Origin of the sequence: Chitinasiproducens palmae (assembly GCF_900095735.1) — a bacterium.
Classification (GTDB): domain Bacteria; phylum Pseudomonadota; class Gammaproteobacteria; order Burkholderiales; family Burkholderiaceae; genus Chitinasiproducens; species Chitinasiproducens palmae.
The window spans coordinates 42,702-63,616 of record NZ_FNLO01000011.1 but is presented as its reverse complement, the minus strand read 5'-3'; the positions used below and the strand labels follow the sequence as shown (position 1 = coordinate 63,616).

Sequence of the window (20,915 nt, the reverse complement as noted above, 5' to 3'; positions counted from 1 at the left end):
GCGACGCCAGGCGGCGCGGCTACCGCCTCCTTCCTTCCGCATGCCGTCCCTGCGTGTACGCACGCCGGCGACATCGGGCGTGCCGGCCGGCAGCGTGCGCCGTTCCGCTTCACGCCGACCGCCTGAACGCCGTCGATATGGACCAAAGTCCACCGCTATTCAAACAGGGACCATCGGCGCTGCTGCGCCTGATCGTGTTCGTACTGCTGGCCATCGCCCTGCTGGTCACCGACGCGCGTTTCAAGACGCTCGGCGTGGTACGCCAGACGATTGCCACCGCCCTGCAGCCGCTCCAGCGCGCCGCCCTCGTGCCGCGCGACGTCGGGCTCGGCATCGCCGGCTACTTCGCGTCCAACGTACGATTGCAACAGGAAAACAAGGCGCTGCGCGAGCGCAACGCGGTGCTGGGCTTCAACGCGTCGCGCGCCGCCGAGTTCGAGCAAGAGAACGGTCACCTGCGCGCGTTGCTTGAATTGCGGCAGCAGGCCACCGTCGGCTTGATTGCCTCGCGCGTGCTTTATGAGACGCGCGACCCGTTCGCGCGCGTGGTCGTGATCGATCGTGGCGCGCTCAACGGCGTGCAGAACGGCGCCCCGGTCGTCAACGAGGAAGGCCTGATCGGCCAGGTGACCCGGCTCTATCCGTTGCAGGCCGAAGTCTCGCTGCTGACGGACAAGGATCTGGCCGTGCCGGTGCAGAATATGCGTACGGGCGTGCGCAGCGTGGTCTACGGCATGTCGAGCGGTTCCCTGCTGGACCTGCGTTTCGTGCCGCTGTCGGTCGACATCCGGGTGGGTGACGAACTGGTCACCAGCGGCCTCGACGGGCTCTATCCGCCGGGACTGCCGGTGGCCCGCGTAGTGCGCATCGACAAGCAATCCGACACGGCCTTCGCGCGCGTGCTCGCCACGCCGGTGGCGGCCAGCGAAGGCACCCGCACGGTCCTGGTCCTGAAATACGACCCGCAACTGCTGCCCCGCCCGGATCCGGCCAGTGCGCTGGACGCCAACGGCAAGCCTGCCTCCGCCGCCTCCGCCGCTTCAGGCGCCGCCAGCGTGTCGGGCGCGGCGCGTGCCGCCGGGGCGGGTGCGTCGGCCGCGGCGCCCGCCAGCGCGGCCGCCCGGTCCGCCGGCGGAGCGGGTCAACGGACGACGGCGCGTGCCGCCTCGCCCTCCTCCGCCGCGAGGCCTGCCCGATGATGAACGAGCCGCAATACATCCTGCTCCCCGCGAGCCGCTGGTTCATCTACGTGAGCCTCGCGGTCGCCTTCGCGCTCGACCTGCTGCCCTGGGGCCGACTGCCGGGCGTGCCCGACTGGGTCGCGCTCACCCTGCTGTTCTGGAATCTTCACCAGCCGCGCAAGGTCGGCATCGGCATCGCGTTCGCGCTGGGCATCCTGATCGACGTACACGAGGCGAGCCTGTTCGGCGAGCACGCGCTCGCCTACACGCTGCTGTCCTATGGCGCCATCTCGATTCACCGCCGCGTGCTGCCGCTGCCGTTCTGGGTGCAGGCGGTCTACGTACTGCCCCTGCTGGTGGTCACCGAGATAATCCCCTTCGTGATCCGCCTGGCCACCGGCGCGCCGTTCCCCGGCTGGACTTTCCTGATGGACGGTGTGGTCGAGGCCATCGTCTGGCCGGTGGTCGCCGCACTGCTCATCGCGCCGCAGCGACGCGCGACCGATCCGGACGATACCCGTCCGATCTGACCGTCAGGGTTTCGCATGACCGAATTCCAGGATAATGAGCTGACGCTGCGCCGCTTCCGCATGCGCGTCGCGGTCGCCGTGGCCTTCGTCCTGCTCTGCTTCTGCCTGCTGGGCACGCGCTTCGCGTATCTGCAGATCTTCCGTTTCGGCAAGTACGCGCTGCAGGCAAACGAGAACCGCATTTCCGTCGCGCCGATCGTGCCGAACCGCGGCGTGATCACGGATCGCAACGGCGTCGTGCTGGCGCGCAACTATTCCGCCTATACGTTGGAAGTCACGCCGTCGCAGATCAAGCGCCCGCTCGAAGGCCTGATCGACGAACTCGCGCAGGTGATTCCGATCGATGCGCGCGACCGGCGGCGTTTCAAGAAACTGCAGGAAGAATCGAAGAACTTCGAGAGCCTGCCGATTCGCACTCGCCTGACCGACGACGAAGTGGCGCGCTTCACCGTGCAGCGCTACCGCTTCCCCGGCGTCGCGGTGCGCGCCCGCCTGTTCCGTCAATATCCGCTCGGCGCGACCGCCGCGCACGTGATCGGCTATATCGGCCGGATCTCGCAGCGCGACCAGGATCGCATCAACGAGGCCAGCGCACGCAACGAGGACGCCGAGGACTACGATCCACGCCTGGACGCGACGAACTACAAGGGCACCGACTACATCGGCAAGATCGGCGTCGAACAGAGCTACGAGACCGAACTGCACGGCCTGACCGGCTTCCAGCAGGTCGAGGTCACGGCGGGCGGCCGTCCGGTACGCACGCTGTCGCGCACGCCATCGGTGCCCGGCCGGAACCTGAAGCTGTCGATCGATATCGGCCTGCAGCAAACCGCCGAACAGGCCTTCGCCGGCAAGCGCGGCGCGCTGGTGGCGATCGAGCCGAAGACTGGCGACGTGCTCGCCTTCGTTTCGTCGCCGAGCTTCGATCCGAACCTGTTCGTCGACGGCATCGACCAGCAGAGCTGGGACGAGCTGAATAACTCGCCCGACCATCCGTTGCTGAACCGGCCGCTGCGCGGCACCTACCCGCCCGGCTCGACCTACAAGCCGTTCATGGCGCTGGGTGCGCTGACGCTGAAGAAACGCACGCCGCAGTGGTCGTTCCGTGACCCTGGGTTCTACATGCTCGGCGGCCACAAGTTCCGCAACGACGTGATCGCGGGACACGGCATCGTCGACCTGTACCGCTCGATCGTGGTCTCCAACGATACCTATTACTACATGCTCGCCCACGACATGGGCGTCGATGCGATCCACGACTTCATGAAGCCGCTCGGTTTCGGTCAGAAGACCGGGATCGACATCAACGGCGAAGGCACGGGCGTGCTGCCGTCGACCGAGTGGAAGCGGCGCGCGTACCGCCGGCCCGAGCAGCAGAAATGGTATGAGGGCGAGACCGTGAGCCTGGGCATCGGCCAGGGCTACAACTCGTTCACGATCCTGCAGCTCGCGCATGCAACGGCGACCCTGGCCAACGAAGGCGTGCTGATGAAGCCTCACCTGGTCAAGGAAATCGTCGATCCGGTCACCGGCACCTCGCGGCTGACGGTGCCGACGCCAAACGGCAGGCTGGCGGTGAAGGACAGCGACATCGACTTCGTCAAACGCGCGATGGTCGGCGTCGTGCGCGAGGGGACGGGCGCCAAGGTCTTCGCGGGCGCGCAGTATCAGGCGGCAGGCAAGACCGGCACGGCGCAGGTGTTCACGATCGGGCAGAACGAGAAGTACCGCGCGCATCTGATTTCCGAACGCATGCGCGACCACGCGCTGTTCATCGCGTTCGCGCCGGCCGACAACCCGCAGATCGCGCTGGCGCTGATCGTCGAGAACGGGGGCTGGGGCGCGGCGACCGCTGGGCCGGTCGCCCGGCGCGTGCTCGACTACTACCTTGTCGATCGACAGAAGCCCGGTGCCGAGGCGGCCGCAGTGGCACTGGCCGCCTCGGCGACGGTCGGGGCGTCGGAGCCGATGATCGGCGGCCAGCCGAACGCCGCGCAGGCGGTCCTGCCGGCCTCGATGGCTGCCGCGTCCGGCGTGGCCGGCGTCTCTGGCGCATCGGCCGCGGCCCCGCTCAGCACGTCCGGATCGACCGCGGCATCGGCGGCGTTGGCAGCCTCGGCGGCATCGGCAACGGCGGGCGCTCAGCCGGCCAGCGCGGCATCGGCGTCAGCGGCAAGCGAGGCCACGGCCTCGGTGCCGCAAGCCAGCGTCGCGCAGGCGCTGAGCCATGCGCCGCTCGCCGCGCACGCCCGCCCCGATGGACAGACGGGCGGCAAGACGCCCGCCCCCACACGCCGCCATGCCGCCGCGGCCGCTGCCGCCGAACGGCGCCGCGCCGCGCCGGCGCCAGCGGCTCGCTGAGGAAAGACTGTCATGACTTTCGATTTCGCGACATGGCTGGGCCGCATCAAGCGGCTGTTCATGGGCTATGACAAGGCCTTCGCACTGTTCGTGTTCCTGCTCGTCTGCGTCGGTCTGCTGACGCTGTACAGTGCCAGCATCGACGTGCCGAGCCGCGTCGGCGACCAGGTACGCAATGTCGTCGTCACCTTCGCGCTGATGTGGCTGATCGCCAGCCTGCCGCCGCAGACGCTGATGCGGTTCGCGGTGCCGCTATATCTGGCCGGCGTTGCCCTGCTGGTCGGGGTCGCGCTGTTTGGCTTGACGCGCAAGGGCGCGCGTCGCTGGATCAACGTCGGCGTCGTGATCCAGCCCTCGGAGATCATGAAGATCGCCACGCCGCTGATGCTGGCCTGGTACTACCAGCTGCGCGAGGGTGCGATCCGCTGGTTCGACCACATGGTGGGCCTGGTGCTGGTTGGCATCCCGGTGTTGCTGATTGCGCGTCAGCCCGACCTTGGCACTGCGTTGCTGGTCGCCGCGGCCGGACTTTTCGTCGTGTATTTCGCGGGGCTCAGCTTCCGCATCATTGCGCCGCTGTTCATCGTCGGCACGTTGGCGATCGGTGCCGTCTTGGTCAGCGAGGAGCACATCTGCCAGCCGGAAGTGAACTGGCCGTTGCTGCACGACTACCAGAAGCACCGGGTGTGCACCTTGCTCGATCCGACCACCGATCCGCTCGGCAAGGGATTCCACACCATCCAGGCTGTCATTGCGATCGGTTCGGGCGGCCCCTTCGGCAAGGGCTGGTTGAAAGGCACGCAGGCCCATCTCGAATTCATTCCCGAGAAGCACACCGACTTCATCTTCGCGGTGTTTTCCGAGGAGTTCGGCTTCGTCGGGGGGATCGTCCTGCTCGTGCTCTACTTCTTGATCATCCTGCGTGGCCTGATGATCGCCGCCGGCGGCACGACAATGTTCGGGCGTCTGCTGGCGGGTGGCGTGACGATGACCTTCTTCACCTATGCGTTCGTCAACATGGGCATGGTCAGCGGCATCCTCCCGGTGGTCGGTGTGCCGCTGCCGATGATGAGCTATGGCGGCACCGCCCTCGTCACGCTGGGCGTCGCCGCTGGCATCATCCTGTCGATTGCGCGACAGCGGCGTCTGGTCGAGACCTGACCGAGCGTCGCGCGGGCCGAACGAAGTCCGCAACGAAGGTACGCGTCTCGCCATCGTCGAAGGTAACCGACACGCGGTCCCCGGCCACGGATTCAACACGGCCCTCGCCATAGCGCCGGACGCTGACCGCATCGCCCGGCTGCCAGGCTGGCGCCTGCGTCGGTGCGTTCTTGATCGACTTCTCGGTGCGTGACACACGGTCCGCCTCGACGGTCGGCGTCGCCACGCTGGCCGACTCGGCAGGCGCGGTGTCGCTTGCAAAGCTGGCAAACTCGACCGGATGCCGGCAGTTGTCGCAATGCCCGCAGCCGCGCCCCTCCGGCCAAGTGGCACGGTGGCCGAAATAGTCGAGCAGGCGCTGCCAGCGGCACTGCGCGTTCTGGGCGTAGGCGATCACCGCCTCCAGCGACTGCCGGTCGTGTTCCGCCAGCCGGCCATACTCGTCGAGCGTGCGCGTGATGTTCTCGTGCCCATCCTCGCAGTCGAGCGGCTGATAACGGCGTTGCCGGTCGCGCCGGGCGAGCTTGGCATCGATCAACATCTTCAGCACCGTCTGCAGCTTGTTGCGCGCCGGTGCCACGCCGCCGCCCGCTTCGCTCATCGCCTCGCGCAGCGCATCGGCGCCAACCCAGCCACCCGAGCGTCCGACCCGATGCTCCGGCATCTCCGCCAGTTGGCAAAGCATGTTGTGCGTGCGGTTCGCCAGTTCGATGCTCGGATAGCGACCGGACAGGAAGAACTGCTGCAAGCGCCGGTCGTTGCGATCGAACAGCATCGTGCACTGTGCCTTGAGGCCGTCGCGACCGGCCCGGCCTGCCTCCTGATAATAGGCTTCCAGGCTGCCAGGCATCTGGTAGTGCAGGACGAAGCGGATGTCCGCCTTGTCGATGCCCATCCCGAAAGCATTGGTCGCCACCACCACGCGGCAGCGGTCGCCCATGAAATCTTCCTGCGCTTCCTCGCGCTCGGCCTTGCCCATCTTGCCGTGATAGCGCGTCACCGACGCGCCGCTCTCCCGCAATGCCTCGTACACCGCTTCCACGTCACGCACCGTCGCTGCATAGACGATGCCGCTGCCTTCGGCGCGGTTCACGTAGTCGAGCGCCTGCCGCATCTTGTCGTCCGCATTGACGACATTGATCACCGCGAACTCGAGATTGTCGCGATAGACACCGGTGTTATAGATCCGCGGCTCGACCATCTTCAACTGCGCAACGATGTCGTCCACCACGCGCGGCGTGGCCGTCGCGGTGAGGGCCAGGATCGCCGGCCGGCCCAATGCCTTCACCGCTGCGCCGATCTCAAGGAAGTCCGGCCGGAAGTCGTGGCCCCATTGCGAGACGCAGTGTGCCTCATCGACCACCACCAGACTGATCGACTGGCGCGAGATCACCTGCTGGAACTCTGGCTTCGCCAGCCGCTCGGGCGTGGTGAACACAATTTTGATGCGGCCATCCTCGATTGCCTGAATGGCCTCTTTCTCGTCAGCACGCGACAGCGTGCTGTTCAATACCGCCACCGCAACGCCTGCCGCCGCCAAACCGTCGGCCTGATCTTTCATCAGCGAAATCAGCGGCGACACCACCAGCGTCAACCCCGGCAACAACAACGCCGGCAATTGGTAGCAGAGCGACTTGCCGGCGCCCGTCGGCATCAGGGCCAGGGTATCTTCGCCGGCCAGCACGCTACGGATGATGGGCCGCTGGCCGGGCCGCAGCGACTCGAAGCCGAAGGTCTGCTTGAGCGTACGGCGCAGGCGGCGGAACGCGCTGGGCGCAACCGGCGCATCCAGGATCGCCGGGCCTCCGCTCAGCGTATCGGCGAGGTCATTTCTCATTGCCGGGCACGATCTTGACGCGATGCGAGGTGCGCGCATGGTTGTGCGGCAGCGGGTCGTGTCCATCGATCAACGTGCTGGGCTGGCCGACCGAGTTCGCCCTGTCGTCTTCCTCGACGACGCCCTCGTACACGACGGCGCTGCCATCGCGGGCCATGATCGCGGGCTGGTTGCCACCTGGCCGGCTGTCGATGCCGCCCAAGCCAGCCGGCGGCGTCGGCACCGCGTCCTCGGTGCTCGCATTGCTGACGATCACTTGGTCGACATCAGCCCGCCCGAAGCGCGCATCGCGACCCTTGCCGTCGGTGTCGACGGTGCTGTCCGACGCATTGTCGTTGAATTGATCGGTCCCGCGCGGCTGCGCGCCTTCGATCGTCTTCGACTTGCCCAGGGTATGGTCGGTCTCATTCCCGTACGGCTGGTCGGTGCTGCCCGAGGCCGTCGGCTCGCCGCCGTGGTCCTTGCCCGCCGGATCGCCGTGGCTGCCGCCCGAGGCGTTCGCCACTTCGCCGGGGCTCAGATGCGAAGTGTCGTGCTCCGGCCGCTTGACCGGGCTCTTTCGTGCCTGCTCTTCCTGTTCCTGGCGCGGCGGATTGTTCTCTAGATTGCTCATCGATAGCCTCCTGATGGACCGCAAACGGTCGCGCGCGAGCGCGCGTTGCGCGTCACGTCCGACCCTGCTCATGACGTGCGACGAGCAAAAGTCGGACCCGCGAACGATTCCGGTCAGTCTGACGCGCCCCTTCGCGGTCACTTTGCTAGAGACCGGCTCGATGGCGACCGCCGCGTTGCGTGCGTCGCCGCGCTGCGTGCGGCTGCCGCTTCAGCGCACGAAGGCTTGCTGCGCCAAGGCGCCGGCATGGCGAGGCGCCGTCGTCCAGAGACCAGCGCGGCAGCTTCGGCAACGACGCGCGTTGCCGTGCTCGGCCCTTGTGCCGGATGTCACGGCGGCACGTCGGCAGTGGCGGCATGGCTGGCTCGGCGAACGCCGGCCAGCCAAAATGAAAAAGGAGGCGCAAGGCCTCCTTTCTTTACCGATGGCATGACGCGACTCCCACCGCAGCGCTGGCGACCCACCGCGGCAGGCGACTCATGGCAGGGATCACCCGGTCGATTCGCCCGGGCCGACCTCCTCGCCGTTGTCACCGATCTTCGTGACGTTGCTGCCAGCCGGCGTCGGATCGCTGGCCGGGAAGGTCAGTTCGACGTTTTCGTCGATCTTGCCTTCCTCGTCCTGCTTGGCGCGGTCCGGATGCGGATCGATCTTGGTATTTCCCATCGCGAGTTCTCCGTCATTGAAGGGGCACACAGCATCTTGCAACGCGCGTGCCCGTCACCGTGCCCGCCAAGCAACGGCGGCTTCGCCGACGCCTCAGGCTTGCGCGTCGGCCCAGCAGTTCGGCGTCTCGTAAAGGCGGAGGCGCGTCAGCGTCAGATGACGGCCGTAGTGTCCCGCGAAGACCGGCGCGAGAATCTCGAATGCGAGGCGGGCAAGGTTTTCCACGGTCGGGATGCGATCCAACACCACCGTCTTGTGACCCGGAAGCGAGGCAAGGAAGTGAGCGACCTCGGTGTCGCCCTGATAGACCAGGAATGCGTGATCCCAGCGTTCGACGAGGTGTTCATTGGCAAGCGCCTTCACCGCCGAAAAGTCCATGACCATGCCGCGCTCCGGCGAGCCTGCCTGATCGTCGAGTTCGCCGGTCAATGTGATCTCGATCGCATAGCGATGGCCGTGAAGATTGCGGCACTGGCTGCGATGGTCCGGAATACGGTGGCCGGCATCGAACTCGAGCCGGCGGGTAATGGTCAACACTGTGCTGCGCCTCAGGGAATGTTCAGATATTTGTGCGTCTGCATCGACAGGCGCCAACGCGGATGCGCCTTGCACCATTCGATCGCCAGCCGCGTGTTCTCATCGCGGCGCGGATTGTCCATCGGTTGCACCAACAGATGGGTGAACGCGAGCGATTCGTACCAGTCCATCGGCTGACCGGCCTGCGGCATCACCACCTTCAACTCGTCGCCACGGACCACGACCAGTTCGCTGCCCGCCTTCGGGCTGACACAGATCCAGTCCACGCCAGCCGGTACCGGCAGCGTGCCGTTGGTCTCGATGGCAATCTCGAAATCGAGCGCGTGCAGCGCCTCGATCAACGGCGTATCCAACTGCAGAAGCGGCTCCCCACCCGTCAACACGACGAAGCGGTTGCCCTGGCCGGTCGGCCAGAAGCCGGCGACCCGCTCGGCCAGCGCCCGTGCGTCGCGGAACTTGCCGCCGTTGACGCCATCCGTGCCGACGAAATCGGTATCGCAGAAACGACAGACCGCGTTGGCACGATCCACCTCGCGTCCCGACCAGAGGTTGCAACCGGCAAAACGGCAAAAGACCGCGGCACGGCCTGCATTGCCGCCCTCACCCTGCAAGGTGTAGAAAATTTCCTTGACCGCGTATGTCATCGACCTTCACCTGTCCCCGCGTCCGCATCAGGGAATGCCTGCACGGTGTCGCGCGCGGCCGCGTACTCGCGGTAGCCGCGTGCACGCAGCGCACAGGCCGGGCAGGTGCCGCAACCATGTCCCCAGTCGTGCAGTTCGCCGCGCTCGCCCAGATAGCAGGTGTGCGTGCCGGTGCGAACCGCCTCCACCAACGGCAGGCCGCCCACTGCCTCGGCGAGTTGCCACGTTTGCGCCTTGTCGAGCCACATCAACGGCGTCTCAAGCACGAAGCGCGTGTTCATGCCGAGGTTCAGCGTGGCCTGCAGCGACTTGATCGTATCGTCGCGGCAATCCGGGTAACCCGAAAAATCCGTCTCGCACATGCCGCCCACGATCACACGCAGGCCGCGCCGGTACGCCAGCGCCGCCGCGGTCATCAGAAACAGCAGATTGCGGCCCGGCACGAAGGTGTTCGGCAGGCCGTCCTGCCGCGCCGCGATCTCGATATCGCGCGTCATGGCGGTCTCGCTCAGGCTACCCAATAGCGCGAAATCGAGCAGATGATCGTCGCCGAGTCGCGCTTCCCATGCCGGGTTCAGCGCCAGCAGTGTCGCGCGGAACGACTGCCTGCACGCAAGCTCGATGCGGTGCCGCTGGCCATAGTCGAAGCCCACGGTCTCGACGCGTTCATAGCGCGACAGCGCCCACGCCAGGCAGGTCGCCGAGTCCTGGCCGCCGGAAAAAAGCACCAGCGCGCCGCCACCAACAGGCGCTGAGAGAGGGGAGGAAATCATCACTACCAGTCTTGATAAACAGATCGATCGGCGAGGCAGGGTGCCGGCCGGAAAACGCAGCGGGGCGCCGGTGTAACGCGGCCGATACGACCTGGCCGTACAGGGCGCGGCCGCAGGCCGGGCAGACCGCCCGTGTGCCAGTGCAAAGCCAGTCAGTACGAAGCCGCGGGCACGCTCGTGCGGCATCAACGCAGTCGCACGCAATCGGAACGTCGGCGCGAGGCAGCCGGTCAGTCGCCGTGCAGCCCGCATTATCGCTCCACGCCGGGATTTCGGCAGCCAACGGTGCGGGAGCGGTAGCCATTGCCTGCCTCCAGCCACGGAAAACGCCCCGAACGACACAAAAGTGACGCTTTCGGGACACGATGTGGCATCGCTTGTAACACGCAGACGCGCCACCGAATGTTTCAGACCGACGCAGGTCGTCAACTCGCGCTTCAGGCAGGCTGTCCCGCACGGCGCCTGCGCGTGCCCGGGAAGCGGTTGCCCGCGTACCAGCGCACGGTCCGCGATCCGGTCCGCGATCCGGTCAGCAATCCGGCCCGCAATGCCGTCGAGGACGCCAACTGAAATCGGTATTGACCATCGCCACCGGGAAGCACGCGGCAGTGCTGCTGCGACATGCCACCGGTCTGCTCGCGGGCCGTGGCGCGATGCAGCGCCACGGCCAATCGACGGCTGCCGAGGCCGCGCTAAAGGCAGTCGTGCCGCTTCGTCCAGATGGGGTCACCGCATGCAATTGCAACCGCAACGGCAGTGTCCCGGCCAGGCAGCACCTGCTCGCCCACGCACATCGACTTCTTCCCGCCCGGCGAACCGGCCGGAGCTGCGCCGCCGGTCCGTCCGGTAAAAACGGATTTGCAAGAAAACGACTTTTCTCTCAAAATGCTAATGATTCTTATTAATATCTGTAGCGGTGATATGCCGACGTTGTGATGGCCATGCTCAATCAGGTCTCCTCGCAGGACGTCGAGACGCTCTACTTCAATCACCACGGATGGTTGTTGGGGTGGCTACGGCGCAAGCTCGACAACTCCTTCGATGCCGCGGATCTGGCACACGACACCTTCGTTCGCGTACTCAGGAAGCGGGAGCTCGAAGCGCTCCGTGAGCCACGCGCCTACCTTTGCGCGATCGCACGCGATCTTGCAGTCAGTCACTGGCGCCGGCAGGCGCTGGAACAGGCGTGGCTCGAAACGTTGGCAACACTGCCGGAGCCAATCGTGCCCTCCCTGGAGCAGCGCGCGCTGATCCTGGAGACGCTGGAACAGATTGCCCTCATCCTCGACGCGCTGCCAATGCGGGTGCGGCAGATCTTCCTGCTTTCGCAGATCGACGGCCTGACCTACCCGCAAATTGCGGCGCAACTCGGCGTGAGCATCAACGTTGTTCAGAAGGCCATGGTGCGTGCCCTGATGCAATGCTACAAGGTGCTGTACCGGGGCGGATAGGGGCGGATGAGGCCCGCATACCGATGACAGATTCAAGACATCCGCCGCGCATCGCTGCCGGCCGCGGGACTGTTTCCAGCGCCGGTCTCGCCGGCTCAGGCGAACCGATCTCCGAGGCCGTCGTCGAACAGGCCATCACCTGGTACGTGAAGCTCGCAACTGGCGTCGATACCACGCGGCAACAGGCTGCGTTCGCGCGCTGGTACGCGTCCGATCCCGAGCATGCGCGCGCCTGGCAGCGTGTCGAAGGCATGAGACAGCGCCTGCAAGGCGGTGAGCGGAACGATTCCGCAGCGCTGACGCATGTCACGCCGACCTTGCTGACCTTCTTCAGTCGCCGCAAGACGCTCAAGCGCCTCGCCTGGCCCGGCGTGATCGGCGCCGGTCTGATCATTGCCGACAACGTGGTGCCATGGCGTCGACAGCTAGCGATCGCGTCCGCCGACGTCCATGCGCCGGTCGGCGAAAGCCGTAGCGTGACGCTGCCCGATGGCACCCAGCTCAAACTCAACACCGATACCGCCATCGACCTGCGTTTCGACGCCCGCGAACGGCGCATCGTCCTGCGGCACGGCGAAATCCTGGTGGCGACGCACAAGGATGCCGCCGGCCGACCGTTCATCGTCACGACGCGCGACGGCGACTTCATGCCGGTCGGCACCCGCTTCACGGCGCGCGCGGTCGACTCGGCCACGCAGGAATGCTTCACTCGCCTGCTGGTCGTCGAGGGCGCGGTAAAAGCGCGGAGCCGCCAGTCGCGCTCGGTGGGTTCGGTGTTGGTCCGAGCGGGGCAGCAAGTCTCGGTCACGCGGCAAGCGGTCGGCGCCGTCACGCCCGCCAATGGCGAACTGCTCGCGTGGATCGACGGCATGTTCGCCGTCGAAAGGATGCGGCTTGAGGATGTGCTGGCCGAGTTGGGTCGTTACCGAAGCGGGTGGCTGCATTGCAGCCGGGAGGTCGCCGACTTACGCATCACCGGCGTTTGGCCGCTCGATCAAGCCGACGCGACGGATCGCATACTCGAATCGCTTGCCCGCCGGCTTCCCGTGCGGCTCCGTCGCTTCACACGGTATGCGGTGGCCATCACTGCGGCCTGAGCAGTGGCCCGCGCCGCGCGACCCCGGAACAATTTGTTACAAACAAGACGGCAGGTTTTTTCATCTCGCGCGGCTTATCTGGCAGAAGCCCTGCGGTATGAACTGTCGCAGTTCCTCCAGGTGCTTTCATCCGACCACAAGCATCTCGGGAATTCGCGTCATGACGGTAAAGCAGCATCACTCAGCCAATCCATCCGTTCCAGCGGCAACGGCGGCAACGGTCGCACGACGCGGGCATGAACGTGCAACGTGCCGGCATGCGCTTCGCAGGCCGATGGCCCGTACTGTTTTATGGGCAGCCGTCAGCGGGGCACTGGGCTTGCCGCCGACGCTCGCGCATGCCCAGGTGGCGTCGGCGGAAACCGAAGCCCGCCATGCGTTCGACATTGCATCCGGGTCACTCGACCAGGCACTGCGGCAGTTCGGCCAGCAGGCCGGCGCGACCGTGTCGGTCAGCGCCGACGTGACCGCCGGCCTACGCAGTCCGGCCGTGCATGGTAGCTATACCAATGCCGAGGCGCTGCGCCTGTTGCTGTCACGCTCGCGGATGCGCGCGGTGCGCGACGCGCACGGCGAATACACGTTGGAAGCAAGCCCGGCGCCGGTGGAGCGAACCGCCGCACCGGGCGGCGCACCAAGCGCGGCCCTCATCGATGATCCCGAGGTCGGCATGCTGCCCGAGGTGGTCGTGGTTGGCACTGCCGAGCAGGCATCGAAACAGGCGCCAGGGGCATCCATCATCACGCGGGACGACATCGAAAGGCGCCCGCCGGTCAACGACCTGGCCGAGATCATCCGCACGCAGCCTGGCGTCAATCTGACCGGTAACTCGACGAGCGGCCAGTGGGGCAACAATCGCCAGATCGACATCCGCGGCATGGGCCCTGAAAACACGCTGATCCTGATCGACGGCAAGCCGGTCGCGAGTCGCAACTCCGTACGCTATGGCTGGAGCGGCGAGCGCAACACACGGGGCGACACCAACTGGGTCCCGGCGCAGGAGGTCGAGCGCATCGAGATCATCCGCGGACCCGCCGCGGCGCGTTACGGCTCCGGCGCGATGGGCGGCGTGGTCAACATCGTCACCAAGCCACCAACGGATCAGTGGCACGGATCGGTGGGCATTTATGCGGACCGTCCGCAGCACTCGGTCGATGGCTCGACGCAGCGCGCGACGTTCGACTTGAGCGGACCGCTTTCCGATCGCTTCTTCTTTCGCCTGTACGGCAACGCCAACAAGACGGGCGCGGATGCGTACAACATCAACCAGGGGCACACCACGCCGCGCTCCGGGACGCAGGCGGGAACCTATCCGGCGGGCCGGGAAGGCGTTCGAAACCGCGACGTGTCCGGCCGCCTGACCTGGAAACTCACGCCCGACCAGACGATCGACTTCGACGCGAGCTATAGCCGGCAAGGCAACATCTACGCGGGCGACACGCAGAACACCAACAACTTCAGCACCTCGAACACCGGGGCGCTCGCGACGACCTCGCAGCGCGTGCTGAACTACCTCGGCGCCGAAACCAACATCATGTACCGGGAGAACTACGCCGCAACCTACAACGGCAAGTTCGACTTCGGCACCGTGAAGGCCTACCTCCAGTACGCAAAGACGCGCAACGAGCGTCTCGAAGAAGGTCTCTCCGGCGGCGTGGCCGGCCTGTTCGCGAGCGATACCTACCAAACCGCCGTGCTGCAGGACTACACGGCGCACCTCGAAACCAACCTGCCGCTGAAGACGGCAGGTGTCGAGCACGTTCTCACGCTCGGCACGGAGTGGACGCTGTCCACCTTCACGGACCCGGGCGCGGTGACGCAGTCAACGTCGACAGGCGGCAGCATCGCTGGCGTTACCCAGAGCGGGCGCAGCGACCGCATGTCTTCGCACACCAAGGCGCTGTTCGCGGAGGACAATATCGCGATTACCGACAACACGATTCTGACGCCCGGACTGCGGTTCGACGACAACAGCGCCGCGGGGCCGAACTGGAGCCCGTCCCTGAACCTGTCGCACGCGCTGTCGCGCAACTGGACAGTGAAGGCGGGCATTGCACGCGCCTACAAGACGCCGAATCTCTACCAGCTCAACCCGAACTATCTGCTCTACAGCAGCGGCAACGGATGCTGGGGCGTTTCGTCGGCATGCTACCTGATGGGCAATGCGAGCCTCAAGGCGGAATCGAGCGTGAACAAGGAGGTCGGCGTCGAATACAGTCGTGACGGCCTGCTGGCCGGTATCACGTTTTTCCGCAACGATTATCACAACAAGATCGATGCCGGCCTGGCGCCGGTGGGCAACGCCAGCGGTGGCAACGGCGCGTACATCTATCAGTGGACCAACGTGTCGCGCGCGCTGGTGCAAGGCTGGGAAGGCACCTTCCGGCTGCCCATTTCCGCCAGTCTCGATTGGTCGAACAACCTCACATACATGATCACCTCCAAAAACAAGGAGACGGGCGAGCGGCTTTCCATCATCCCGAAATACACCTTGAATTCGACGCTCGACTGGCGCGCCACCAGCCTGCTGAGCATGCAGGCGACGCTGACGTGGTACGGCAATCAGGCGCCGAAGAAATATGACTATCAAGGCAATCCGGTTGTCGGCTACGCCGGGCAACAGCGCGCGTCTTACGCATTGGTGGGCCTTAGCGGCAGCTACCAGGTGAAGAAGAATCTGCGTCTGGGCTTCGGGGTGCACAACATCTTCGACCGGCGTCTGTATCGCGAGGGCAATGCATCGGGCACCTCCAATGGCGCCAATGTCATCTCGGGCGCGGGCGCCGCTACCTACAACGAGCCGGGCCGCTCGTTCTGGGCGTCGCTCACCGCGTCGTTTTGAGCCAGACGGACGATCTTCACCAATGACACGCCATCCGCGCCACGCGACCGACCTGCCCCGCTCTGCGCAGCGGCGCAACCTTCTCACCGGCATTGGCGCCGCCGCGATGCTGGCCGCCTGCGCCGCGCCGCGTCCCACTGCACCGGGCGCGCGATTTGATCCCGGGCGACCGATGGGGCCCACTGTCTGGGACGCCGTGTCGAATCGTTATGCCGTCGACCAGTTGCCCTTCGTCTCGGCCGACGGCGCGCGACGCTATCGGGTCTGGCTGGCCACGCCACGGGGCGCGGTGCCGGCAAGCGGTCATCCGCTGATTTGCATGACCGATGGCAACGCGGTCGCCGACAGCCTGACGTCGTCGGACCTGGAGGCGGCCGCGCGCGCCGGCGACTTGCCTGTGATCGTGGCCATCGGTCCGGACAGCGATACGCGCTTCGACGTCGCGGCGCGCGCCTTCGACTACACACCGCCTGTGCGACAGGACGGTCCGACGTTCGAGGACGAGACACGTGGGCGTCTGGGCGGGGGTGCCGACCTGTTTCTCGACCTGATCGCGCGTCACATCATGCCTGCGGTCGCGTCACGCGTGCCGCTCGACGCGCGGCGCCTCACGCTATGGGGGCATTCCTACGGCGGCCTGCTCGTGCTGCACACGCTGTTCCGCCATCCAACGCTTTTCACCCGCTATGCGGCCGCCGATCCGTCGCTGTGGTGGCATCAAGGCTTCATCTTGCAAGAAGCGGAAGCGGCCCTGCCACTGCCCGCCGGGCAGGACACGACGCTGCTGCTGATGGCCGGCACTGCGCCGCAGCCGGCACACGGGCCGAACCCGACGGCAGCGGCGCGCCAAGCTCGGGCGCTGCGGGCAGCGGTCCCGCCAGGCGGTGCGCGCCGATTGGCCGAGCGTCTTGCGCAGCGAGCGCATCTCGCGGTGCTGTATCGCGAATTTCCGTCGCTCAGCCATGGGCCAATGCTGCCTGCGTCGCTTCGTCCGGCACTGGAACTGGCGGCGCGTGGCATTGCCCATCCCGATAACGATCCGGCCAAAGCCGGACGCGTCAAAGTGCTCGACTGAACGCCCGCGGGCCATTCGCGCGCTTTCTCATGCGCCCGTCGTCGGCCGACGCGAGTCAAACCCGGGCGTGTTGAGATGCCGGGCCGACCGTTTCCGACCCGCACGGCCGCTGCGTCAACGAAGGCAATTACCGGCGCACAAGGGCGTCTGCGCGCGCCTCGTCATCGGCCGTGATCACGCCGCCACGCCCGGCCGACCGGTGAACGAAACGCGAGTCCCCATGCGACGCGCTGTCCGGCGCGGGCGCAACAGCCCGTAACCGCAGGCTTGCAGCGCGCGCCACCTCGACGGAGAAATGCGAGGTTTCAAAATCCCCAATCGCTCGCAAAATTGAGTCTTCAAACGGCGTGTCGCCACTGCGGCGACACGGCCCGACTCATCGCGGTCCGCCGCGCATCCCCGATTGCGAGCATTGTCATGAACCTGTCCGCAGCAGCAAAACTCAACCACGTCAGCTTCCCCACACACGACGTGGCGCGCGAAGCGCACTTCTTCGAGCAGTACCTTGGTGCCAAACTCGAGTTCGTCGATCCTGGTTCCGATAGCGCGCTGCTGCGCCACGGCAACATGGACATCGTGTTGGAGAAGATGCCGATCGATGTCACCTGGCACAAGGACTTCCACATCGGCCTCGAACTCGAGACCAAGCAGGCAGTCGACGCGCTTCACCATGCGTTCCGGCAAGCCGGCATCGCATTGGAGTCGGAAGTGTTCAACCGGATCGGCCGGGGTTCGCGCTTCTTCGCACGTACCCCGGGCGGCATCCAGATCGAGATCAACACCCGCGAGGACCGCGAGGCGAAATGGGATCCGAGCACGAAGTGACGCCGGTTGCCAGCGCGCGCGCTGTCTTCACCGCGTGGCGCGACGGACGCGCGTGCCGTCGTTTCACGCCTCCCTTCGCATCACCGTCTCCACGAAATCGGCGAACAGGCGCGCCTTGCTCGTCGCAAGGCGTCCCGTCGGAAACACCGCCCACAGGTCGATGTCTGGAAGCGACCAAGGCTCCAGCAATCTCACCACCCGTCCATCGGCCAGCTCGGGCGCGAACATCCAATCCGACGCTATGGTCAGCCCCATGTGCGCGAGCACCGCGGCACGGATACCTTCCGCGCCGCTGAAGCGCGTCCGTCCATGCACCAGCACCGACACCTCGGTGCCATCGCGGCTGAACTGCCAGACATTGCTGAGCTGGCTGAAGACGACCGTTTGATGGCCGGCCAGTTCTGCCGGGGCGAGCGGCATCCCGGCACGCGCGAGGTATTCGGCGGTGGCCAGCACGGAGCGTCGTGACGAGGCCAGCCTGCGTGCGACAACGCTCGAATCGCTGAGGGTGCCCATCCGCAACGAAACGTCGATCCCTTCGGCAATCAGATCGATGGTCCGGTCATCCAAAACCACGTCAATGTCCAGCGCGGGGTGGGCGTCGAGCAGTCTCGACAAATGCGGAATGACATGCAGCCGCGCGAACGTCGGCGCCGCCGAGACGCGCAGCCGCCCGGACAGTCCTGCGCCCTCGCCACGGGCGGCAAGGTCGGCTTCGTCCGCCTCCTGAATGGCGACGCGCGCGCGTTCGTAGAAGCGCAGGCCGGCTTCCGTCGGCGTCAAGCCGTGCGTCGAGCGCAGCAAAAGCGTCACATTCAAGCGCTGCTCGAGTTGCGCCACGGTTTTAGAAACCGCCGGTTGTCCAACGCCCAGTAACCGCGCCGCGCCCGAAAACGAACCCGCTTCAATCACTCGCACGAACGTGGCCATCGCAAGCAAACGATCCATCTCATTCCCCAGAGGAATAGAAGCTATCGCCAAATGATATCTGCCATTCCTTCGATCACACGTCCAGAATCGTTTTCAACGGCTGACCGCCGCACGGCCCCTCCACCGAGCCATCCGCCGAGCCATCCACCGAGCCATCCACCGAGGAAGCAGCATGTTCGAGGTTTATGCCTTTGCCACGCCGAACAGCGTGAAGGTGCTCATCGCACTTGAAGAACTGGGAGCCGACTACGCGCTGCACGGCGTGAACGTGAAGAACGGCGAGCAGCAGCAAGCGCGCTTTCTCGCGCTGAATCCGAATGGGAAGGTGCCTGTCCTGCTGCACACCGATGAAACGACGGGCGAGCGCTTCGCGCTGAGCGAATCGGCTGCGATCCTCGTCTACCTCGCGCAACGCCATGGCCAGCTGTTGCCGGGCGACGAGATGAAGCGAGCTCGGGTCTACGAGAAACTGTTCTTTCATGCTTCCAGCGTGAGTCCGAGTTTCGGCAATGCAGGCTTTTTTGCACGGCTGGCGGCCCAGCCCCAGCCACTCGCGCAGCAACGCTTCTCCGACGAAGCGTCACGCGTGACCGCTCTCCTGAATCGCCTGCTCGCCGACCAGCCGTTCGTTGCCGGCGACGCCTACAGCATCGCCGATATCGCGCATTTCGGATGGTTCTGGCGACGCGCGTTTGCCGGCATTGAAATGGACGCCTATCCGTATCTCGCACGTTGGTACGAGACCGTGGCGCAGCGCCCTGCCGTGCAGCGCGCCGTTACCCGCGTCAACGCGCTCGTCGTTGCCAACTGACGCCCTACCACTGGAGCCCCTCCCCATGTCTCGCTTCGATGACTATCGCAACGCCTATCCGAATGCCCGCCTCAGCCGCTCCCCCGACGGCGTGCTCGAAATCGCGCTGCACACCGCCGGCGGCAAGCTCGTCTTCAACGGCCACACGCACGCACAGTTCGTCGACCTGTTTCATGACGTCGGCAGCGATCCGGACAACCGCGTGGTGATTCTCACCGGCACTGGCGATGCCTTCATGGACGAGATCAGCCCCGAAGGCTTCGACTTCTTCACGCCGCGCGGCTACGACAAAATCTACCGTGAGGGCAAGAAGGTCTTGATGAATCTGCTGGATATCGAAGTTCCGCTGATCGTCGCCCTCAACGGTCCGGTCTTGCTGCACTCCGAATACGCGTTGCTAGCGGACATCGTGCTGGCCACGCCCGACACGGTGTTTCAGGACAAACCGCATTTCGATTTCGGCATCGTGCCAGGCGATGGCGTGAATCTGCTCTGGCCCGAGGTGATCGGCAGCATACGAGGCCGCTATTTCATCCTGACGCGGCAGCAACTCGACGCGGATACCGCCAGGGAATGGGGCGCCGTGAACGAAGTCGTACCGCGCGACCGCCTGTTGTCACGCGCCCGCGAGCTCGCCAATCAACTCGCGCAATTACCGCCGCTGACCGGCCGCTACACCCGCATCGCCCTGACGCAGAAGCTGCGCCGCATCGTCGACGAAGGTGCGGGCTACGGCCTGGCGCTGGAAGGCATCAGCGCCGCCGACGTGGCGCGCTCGATGGCCGCGCAGACCTGAGCCCACCCACCAAGCGGCACGCGCGCCGGGCCGCCGCACTCCCGCCATCATGTCTGCCGAGGATTTACCCATGTCCCTTCAAAGCAAGCTCGACGCATTCAAAGCCGATTTCGAGGCCGGCAAGCCGCCTTACAACGTGCCGCCCGCGGTCATTGCAACCATGCGCCGTGCCACTGCCGAACTGATCGCTTCCGGCGTGGCGCAGCATGCACGCAAGGCAGGCGATCGCGCGCCGGCATTCACGCTCGATGCCCCGGACGGTACGCAAGTGTCATCCGCCGACCTCTTGCGGCGGGGACCGCTGGTCACGACGTTCTATCGTGGCGTGTGGTGCCCGTATTGCAATATGGAGTTGCAGGCACTGCAAGACGTATTACCGGACATCGAGGCAGCGGGTGCAAGCCTGGTGGCGATCTCGCCGCAATTGCCCGTCAACAGCCGCAAGTCGGTACGTCAGAACGCGCTGACCTTTCCCATCCTCTCCGATCCGCACAACGACGTAGGCGCCGCATTCGGTCTTCGCTTCGCGCTGCCCGATTACTTGATTGCGCTTTACAAGTCGCTGAGAAACGACCTGCCGGCTTTCAATGGCGATCCAAGCTGGACGTTGCCGATGCCGGCTCGCTACGTGATCGCGCCCGACGGCACGATCGTCTACGCGGAAGTGAATCCCGACTACACCCATCGTCCCGAACCGTCGGAGATGTTGCCGGCGATTCGCAAGGCCGCCGCTGGCGCGCGATGACGCATTCATGGCCGCCGCGCATGGCGGGCCGCAACGGAGC

Annotated in this window: 20 protein-coding genes; 13 read left to right on the top strand and 7 right to left on the bottom strand. The window is 65.8% G+C overall.

The window, feature by feature from the left end; all coding sequences use genetic code 11:
- Positions 1-137 precede the first annotated feature (137 nt).
- Genes mreC through rodA form a run of 4 tightly spaced genes read left to right on the top strand, consistent with a single transcriptional unit; the run spans position 138 to position 5,233 of the window.
- A complete protein-coding gene (gene mreC, locus BLU54_RS17145) occupies positions 138-1,199 on the top strand; it encodes a rod shape-determining protein MreC (protein WP_091911115.1) in 1,062 nt (353 codons plus the stop codon).
- Entirely contained in the window at positions 1,199-1,711 is a 513-nt protein-coding gene (mreD, locus tag BLU54_RS17140; RefSeq protein ID WP_091911112.1) for a rod shape-determining protein MreD, read from the top strand. The genes mreC and mreD overlap by 1 nt, the downstream gene beginning before the upstream one ends.
- Positions 1,712-1,726: 15 nt before the next feature.
- Positions 1,727-4,072, top strand: a complete 2,346-nt coding sequence (mrdA, locus tag BLU54_RS17135; RefSeq protein ID WP_091911110.1) for a penicillin-binding protein 2 — start codon at positions 1,727-1,729, stop codon at positions 4,070-4,072.
- Positions 4,073-4,084: 12 nt separating this feature from the next.
- Complete coding sequence (gene rodA, locus BLU54_RS17130; protein WP_091911108.1) at positions 4,085-5,233, top strand: rod shape-determining protein RodA; 1,149 nt, start codon at positions 4,085-4,087, stop codon at positions 5,231-5,233.
- Here the strand turns inward: rodA and BLU54_RS17125 are convergent.
- The 6 genes from BLU54_RS17125 to queC all read right to left on the bottom strand — a co-directional run bounded on the left by BLU54_RS17125 (position 5,190) and on the right by queC (position 10,303).
- Positions 5,190-7,070, bottom strand: coding sequence for a RecQ family ATP-dependent DNA helicase (locus BLU54_RS17125; RefSeq protein WP_091911105.1), 1,881 nt, complete (start codon positions 7,068-7,070; stop codon positions 5,190-5,192). The genes rodA and BLU54_RS17125 overlap by 44 nt on opposite strands.
- The gene (locus BLU54_RS17120) at positions 7,060-7,683 is read right to left on the bottom strand and encodes a DUF3005 domain-containing protein (RefSeq protein ID WP_170845201.1); all 624 of its coding nucleotides are present in this window, start codon (positions 7,681-7,683) and stop codon (positions 7,060-7,062) included. The genes BLU54_RS17125 and BLU54_RS17120 overlap by 11 nt, the downstream gene beginning before the upstream one ends.
- Before the next feature lie 489 nt (positions 7,684-8,172).
- Positions 8,173-8,349, bottom strand: coding sequence for a hypothetical protein (locus tag BLU54_RS23835; RefSeq protein WP_170845200.1), 177 nt, complete (start codon positions 8,347-8,349; stop codon positions 8,173-8,175).
- Positions 8,350-8,442: 93 nt separating this feature from the next.
- Positions 8,443-8,886, bottom strand: a complete 444-nt coding sequence (gene queD, locus BLU54_RS17110; protein WP_091911098.1) for a 6-carboxytetrahydropterin synthase QueD — start codon at positions 8,884-8,886, stop codon at positions 8,443-8,445.
- Positions 8,887-8,897: 11 nt separating this feature from the next.
- Positions 8,898-9,530, bottom strand: coding sequence for a 7-carboxy-7-deazaguanine synthase (gene queE, locus BLU54_RS17105; protein WP_091911095.1), 633 nt, complete (start codon positions 9,528-9,530; stop codon positions 8,898-8,900).
- The gene (gene queC, locus BLU54_RS17100; protein WP_091911092.1) at positions 9,527-10,303 is read right to left on the bottom strand and encodes a 7-cyano-7-deazaguanine synthase QueC; all 777 of its coding nucleotides are present in this window, start codon (positions 10,301-10,303) and stop codon (positions 9,527-9,529) included. The genes queE and queC overlap by 4 nt, the downstream gene beginning before the upstream one ends.
- Positions 10,304-10,705: 402 nt before the next feature.
- Between queC and BLU54_RS23830 the strand changes: the two genes are divergently transcribed.
- The 6 genes from BLU54_RS23830 to BLU54_RS17075 all read left to right on the top strand — a co-directional run bounded on the left by BLU54_RS23830 (position 10,706) and on the right by BLU54_RS17075 (position 17,593).
- A complete protein-coding gene (locus BLU54_RS23830; protein ID WP_170845199.1) occupies positions 10,706-10,873 on the top strand; it encodes a hypothetical protein in 168 nt (55 codons plus the stop codon).
- A gap of 365 nt (positions 10,874-11,238) precedes the next feature.
- Positions 11,239-11,754, top strand: coding sequence for a sigma-70 family RNA polymerase sigma factor (locus BLU54_RS17095; RefSeq protein WP_170845198.1), 516 nt, complete (start codon positions 11,239-11,241; stop codon positions 11,752-11,754).
- Positions 11,755-11,777: 23 nt separating this feature from the next.
- Positions 11,778-12,851, top strand: a complete 1,074-nt coding sequence (locus tag BLU54_RS17090; protein WP_170845197.1) for a FecR domain-containing protein — start codon at positions 11,778-11,780, stop codon at positions 12,849-12,851.
- 274 nt (positions 12,852-13,125) lie between these two features.
- The gene (locus BLU54_RS17085; RefSeq protein ID WP_328586143.1) at positions 13,126-15,693 is read left to right on the top strand and encodes a FepA family TonB-dependent siderophore receptor; all 2,568 of its coding nucleotides are present in this window, start codon (positions 13,126-13,128) and stop codon (positions 15,691-15,693) included.
- A gap of 22 nt (positions 15,694-15,715) precedes the next feature.
- Positions 15,716-16,768 (top strand): alpha/beta hydrolase, encoded by a 1,053-nt coding sequence (locus BLU54_RS17080; RefSeq protein ID WP_091911087.1) that lies wholly within the window; start codon positions 15,716-15,718, stop codon positions 16,766-16,768.
- A 417-nt stretch (positions 16,769-17,185) separates the two neighbouring features.
- On the top strand, positions 17,186-17,593 hold the full coding sequence (locus tag BLU54_RS17075) for a VOC family protein (RefSeq protein ID WP_091911084.1): 408 nt from the start codon (positions 17,186-17,188) through the stop codon (positions 17,591-17,593).
- 63 nt (positions 17,594-17,656) lie between these two features.
- Here BLU54_RS17075 and BLU54_RS17070 read toward each other — a convergent pair whose 3' ends face one another.
- Positions 17,657-18,541: a LysR family transcriptional regulator gene (locus BLU54_RS17070; protein WP_091911082.1), complete on the bottom strand. Its 885-nt coding sequence runs from the start codon at positions 18,539-18,541 to the stop codon at positions 17,657-17,659.
- A gap of 154 nt (positions 18,542-18,695) precedes the next feature.
- Here BLU54_RS17070 and BLU54_RS17065 point away from each other — a divergent pair, with 154 nt between their 5' ends.
- From BLU54_RS17065 to BLU54_RS17055, 3 genes are all read left to right on the top strand, one after another.
- The gene (locus tag BLU54_RS17065; RefSeq protein WP_091911079.1) at positions 18,696-19,334 is read left to right on the top strand and encodes a glutathione S-transferase family protein; all 639 of its coding nucleotides are present in this window, start codon (positions 18,696-18,698) and stop codon (positions 19,332-19,334) included.
- 25 nt (positions 19,335-19,359) lie between these two features.
- Positions 19,360-20,130, top strand: a complete 771-nt coding sequence (locus BLU54_RS17060; protein ID WP_091911077.1) for an enoyl-CoA hydratase/isomerase family protein — start codon at positions 19,360-19,362, stop codon at positions 20,128-20,130.
- A 70-nt stretch (positions 20,131-20,200) separates the two neighbouring features.
- Positions 20,201-20,875: a peroxiredoxin-like family protein gene (locus BLU54_RS17055; RefSeq protein WP_091911074.1), complete on the top strand. Its 675-nt coding sequence runs from the start codon at positions 20,201-20,203 to the stop codon at positions 20,873-20,875.
- The last annotated feature ends 40 nt before the right edge of the window (positions 20,876-20,915 follow it).